The following is a 4,696-nucleotide window of genomic DNA, read 5'->3' on the forward strand; positions in this document are numbered from 1 at the left end:
GCGCGGGCGGCGAGTAGAGCGGCTCGTTGAATTCCTCAAACATCTTGTCTGCGATGGCCTTCACGGTGTCCAGCCCGACGAGGTCGGTGAGCTTGAGCGGCCCCATCGGATGCGCGCAGCCGAGCACCATGGCGCGGTCGACGTCCTCGACAGTGGCGAAGCCGCTCTCCACCATCCGCACCCCGGACAGCAGGTACGGCACCAGCAGCGCGTTGACCACAAAGCCGGAGCGATCGGCCGAACGGATCACCTGCTTGCCGAGCACATCGTGCGCAAAGGATTCGGCGCGGGCGGCCACGTCGTCGCCGGTTTCCTCGGTGACGATAAGTTCCACCAGCGGCAGCACGGGGACTGGATTAAAGAAGTGCAGGCCGATCACGCGAGCCGGGCGCGTGGTCGCGGCCGCCAGCGTCGCGATGGGGATCGACGAGGTATTGGATGCCAGCACGGCATCGGGGTTGGTGACGACGGCGTCGAGCCGCGCGAACAGCTCGGTCTTGACGGCCTCATCCTCGACGACGGCTTCGACGACGAGTTCACGGTCGGCAAACTCGGCGAGCTCGTCGGTGAAGCGGAGGCGCCACGCGGCTTGCTGTCGTTCACGATGGGTCAGTCGCCCCTCGGACACGGCGCCGTCGAGAGCGCGGAGAACGCGGGTGCGGCCGGCCGCGGCGCGCTCGCGCGTCGACTCGTACACCACCACGTCGACTCCGGCCCTGGCGCAGACCTGCGCGATGCCGGCGCCCATCTGCCCGGCGCCGACAATGCCGACTCGGGAGATCTTGTCGCTGGTCACCGGTGCTCCTGAAGACTCGTGGACGTTGCCTGGAAACAACAAACCCGGGGCGGGCAAGAATTTCTCCCTGCCTGCCCCGGGATTGTCATAGTGCTACTGCCTCGCTAGCGAGGAGTGCTGGTTCCTAGTGGAACTGGCCCTCTTCGGTCGAGCCCTTGAGGGCTGCGGTCGAGGTGTTCGGGTCAACCGTGGTGGCGACGCGATCGAAGTAGCCGGCGCCAACCTCGCGCTGGTGCTTGATGGCGGTGAAGCCACGCTCCTCGGCGGCCTTGAACTCGCGCTCCTGCAGGTCGACGAAGGCGGTCATGCCCTCGCGGGCGTAACCGTAGGCCAGGTCGAACATGCCGTAGTTGAGCGAGTGGAAGCCCGCCAGGGTGATGAACTGGAACTTGAAGCCCATCGCGCCGAGTTCCTTCTGGAACTTCGCAATGGTGGCGTCGTCCAGGTGCGCCTTCCAGTTGAAGGACGGGCTGCAGTTGTAGGCCAGCAGCTGGTCCGGGAAGTCCGCGCGGACCGACTCGGCGAACTTCTTGGCGACCTCGAGGTCCGGAACACCGGTCTCCATCCAGATCAGGTCGGCGTACGGTGCGTAGGCCTTCGCACGGGCGATGCAGGGGTCGATGCCGTTCTTGATCCCGTAGAAGCCCTCGCTGGTGCGGGTGCCGTCAAGGAACGGGCGGTCACGCTCGTCGACGTCCGAGGTCAGCAGGGTCGCAGCCTCAGCGTCGGTACGGGCGATGACGACGGTCGGCACGTCCGAGACGTCGGCAGCCAAACGCGCCGAGGTCAGGGTGCGGATGTGCTGCTGGGTCGGGATCAGCACCTTGCCACCGAGGTGGCCGCACTTCTTCTCCGAAGCGAGCTGGTCCTCCCAGTGCGAGCCAGCGACGCCTGCGGCGATCATGGCCTTCTGGAGCTCGTAGACGTTCAGGGCGCCACCGAAACCGGCTTCACCGTCGGCCACGATCGGAACCAGCCAGTTGTCGACCGACTTGTCGCCCTCGACGCTGGCGATCTCGTCGGCGCGCAGCAGCGCGTTGTTGATGCGACGAACCACGTTCGGCACCGAGTTCGCCGGGTACAGCGACTGGTCCGGGTAGGTGTGACCCGAGAGGTTCGCATCACCGGCAACCTGCCAACCGGACAGGTAGATGGCCTTCAGGCCAGCGCGGACCTGCTGAACGGCCATGTTGCCGGTCAGGGCGCCCAGCGCGTTGATGTAGCTGTCGTCCTTCTTGGACACGGCGTCCCAGAGGATCTCGGAGCCACGGCGAGCGAGGGTCTGCTCCTCGACGACGGTGCCCTGGAGATCGACGACCTGCTGGGCGGAGTAGTCACGGGTGATGCCCGCCCAACGCGGATTGGTGTCCCAATCCTGCTGGATCTCGGCGGCGGTACGGGGCTGGCCAACGTTGGTCATAAGCCTTCGCTTTCTTGTCCGCTGCCGAGTCCGGCAGCGCTTGCGGGATATCCGGGGGCGTCCGCAGTTTCACTCCAGACGACACTCCGAGGCAAAGCCTGCAACTACTGTGCCACACGATAAAGTCGCAGGTCCAGCCAATGGCCGATGGCAACATCCGATCGTGCGCGAGCGCCGACGGCGACCGTTGCTCGACCACGGCGACAAAAAAGTACGCGCGTACTGGGAAAACCCGTTACGCGCCAGTAGCCCAGTCGTTTCCTGGCCCGTCAACCAAGCGCGCACCCGGCCCTTGCGATGATCGAACCGAACGTGGGTGATCTCACAGGACCCGGGCCCTGTTCCAGGCGCATCAGCGGGCGGCGCGCGCGATCGCCTCGTCGAACAGGGTCAGGTATTCGTCCTCATCCATCGGCGGCGCGATCTGCGTCGGCGCCTCCGGCCGGGCACTCAGATCGCGGGTCGCCACGTTGACCGAGACCGTCACCGTCGCGCCGTTCGGGCGGCGCACCAGCGCACTGCCCAGCAATGCGCTGCGCACCCGATACTGACCGTCGACCAAGGTGGTGACCGTGTCACTGCGCACCACCACCGCCTGCTCGACCTCATCACTGTGCGGCACCGAAATCTCTCGACGCGAAGTGACGATCTGCGCGCCGGCCAAGGTGCCCTTGGTGGGGACCACGGTCACGACGCGACACGGCCCAGTGGTGGCACGCCGGTCGGCGTCCAGATCGCGGCGCACCGTGGTGATGACCTCCGACAGCGTGGCAGTGTCCGACTCGGCGACCAGCAGCACCGTGTTGTCGGTGTTCAGTTGCGGGCTGAACTCGGCGTCCGCGGTCGGCTTACAGACCGGCGGGGAGAACGCCACCGTCGTCGCCTGCTCCAGCGTCTGCCGGTTGGCCGAGAGCAGGTCGTCGACCGGTACGGGCACCACCTGGTAGCCGGCCGGGACACTAGCGGAAGGCAACACCAGCCCCGTCAGCGGCAGCGTCTGGTCGGCCGCATCACCACAGCCCGTTGCGAGCCCTAGTCCGAGCGCCGTGGCGAGCAGGGCCGATCCAGCGCGTCGCGATACGTTCACGCGGTCACCGTACCGGGAGTTCGGGCTGAGTCGGCCACAACGGCACCCTCCTTCGATACCCTCGGGCGATGAGCACTCCCCGCGTCTCACCCGGCCACTTTCGCGAGTTGGGCCCGATCAACTGGGTCGTGGTGAAGGCCATGTCAGTGGCCACCGGTACCGATAACGCCCACATCTTCGCCACGCTCGGCCGCAGCAAAGGCCTGTTCCGGGGTTGGCTGCACTTCTCGAGCCGCATGATGCCGTTCGGCGAACTGAGCCGCCGCGAGAGCGAAATGATCATCATCCGGATCGCCCACCTGCGCCGCTGTGAGTACGAACTCGACCACCACATGCGCCTCGGCGGCCGCGCCGGGCTCGGGGCCGCAGATATCGACCGGATCCTCGAAGGACCCGACGCAGGCTGGGGCGACCGCGAAGCGGTTCTGCTGCGCGCCACCGACGAGTTGGTTGCGGGCCGCGACATCAACGACGACACCTGGGCCGCACTGCGGCGACATCTCTCTGAGCGCAAAGCCATCGCCTTCGTCCTGTTGGTCGGCCAGTACGACATGCTCGCCACCACCATCGGCACCCTGCGCGTCGAGCGCGACTACTTCGAGGCCTGACCGGCGTGGCCTCCCTCGCCGAGCAAACGATGCACAACCGGGTCTTCTCGCAGATCTACGAGCGCGCCTGGCGGCCAATCTTCACCCGCGGCTTCAGCCTGGGCGGCTCGTCGACCGCCGACTACGACCGCGCGTTGCGCGCCTACCTTGCCCGTCCCGGTGAGCGACGCGTGCTCGACGTCGCCTGCGGTCCCGGCAATTACGCGAAGGACGCCGCGAAGGGGCTGACCGGCGTGGGCTCCTACGTCGGGCTCGACTACTCCGCCGCCATGCTCGCCCAGGCGGCCCACGACAACCACACCGATCGGGCGACCTTCGTTCGTGGCGATGCACATGCGCTGCCCTTCCGGTCAGGTTCCTACGACACCGTCACCTGCCTGGCGGCGCTCTACCTGATCCCCGACCCGCTCTCGGCGCTCGACGAGATGGTCCGCATGCTGGCCCCCGGCGGCGAGCTGATCGTCTTCACATCCATCCAGTCCGGGGTCGCCGCGCTGCCCGGCGCCGACCTCGTCAGCGGCGTGCTCGGACTGCGCCTGTTTTCGCGGACCGAGATCCTCGATCACCTGCGGGCGCACGAGCTGGTCGGCCTGGAGCAGACGATCACCGGTGTCGGCCAGTACGTCCACGGCCGCAAGCTCTGAGCAACGTAAGCCCTGAGCAATCTGTCACATTCGGGACATCCGGCCCTGCTCCTGGTCTCCGAGTAAGGGTAGGCTATTAATTGAATGTTTCGTCCCCTTAAGGAGTCGCCATGTCCGAGGCCACCTCGACCGACCTACCCC

The 4,696-nt window shown here is 66.7% G+C and carries 5 protein-coding genes; 2 read left to right on the plus strand and 3 right to left on the minus strand.

The window, feature by feature from the left end:
* The 3 genes from WAW85_RS11335 to WAW85_RS11345 form a co-directional block, all read right to left on the minus strand.
* On the minus strand, positions 1–796 hold a 796-nt coding region (locus WAW85_RS11335), incomplete at its 3' end, for a 3-hydroxybutyryl-CoA dehydrogenase (protein WP_422559712.1).
* Between the two features lie 124 nt (positions 797–920).
* Positions 921–2,216 (minus strand): isocitrate lyase, encoded by a 1,296-nt coding sequence (aceA, locus tag WAW85_RS11340; RefSeq protein ID WP_422559713.1) that lies wholly within the window; start codon positions 2,214–2,216, stop codon positions 921–923.
* Between the two features lie 352 nt (positions 2,217–2,568).
* A complete protein-coding gene (locus WAW85_RS11345; RefSeq protein ID WP_422559714.1) occupies positions 2,569–3,303 on the minus strand; it encodes a hypothetical protein in 735 nt (244 codons plus the stop codon).
* Between the two features lie 68 nt (positions 3,304–3,371).
* Between WAW85_RS11345 and WAW85_RS11350 the strand changes: the two genes are divergently transcribed.
* Both WAW85_RS11350 and WAW85_RS11355 read left to right on the plus strand, forming a co-directional pair.
* Positions 3,372–3,911 (plus strand): carboxymuconolactone decarboxylase family protein, encoded by a 540-nt coding sequence (locus WAW85_RS11350; RefSeq protein WP_422559715.1) that lies wholly within the window; start codon positions 3,372–3,374, stop codon positions 3,909–3,911.
* A gap of 5 nt (positions 3,912–3,916) precedes the next feature.
* Positions 3,917–4,555: a class I SAM-dependent methyltransferase gene (locus WAW85_RS11355; RefSeq protein ID WP_422559716.1), complete on the plus strand. Its 639-nt coding sequence runs from the start codon at positions 3,917–3,919 to the stop codon at positions 4,553–4,555.
* Positions 4,556–4,696 lie beyond the last annotated feature (141 nt).

Source organism: Gordonia sp. (in: high G+C Gram-positive bacteria) (genome assembly GCF_049299075.1).
Classification (GTDB): Bacteria; Actinomycetota; Actinomycetes; order Mycobacteriales; family Mycobacteriaceae; genus Gordonia.

Coding starts and splice junctions, on each gene's coding strand:
- aceA (WP_422559713.1), bottom strand. CDS start 2,216: ATGACCAACGTTGGCCAGCCCCGTACCGCCGCCGAGATCCAGCAGGAT.
- WAW85_RS11350 (WP_422559715.1), top strand. CDS start 3,372: ATGAGCACTCCCCGCGTCTCACCCGGCCACTTTCGCGAGTTGGGCCCG.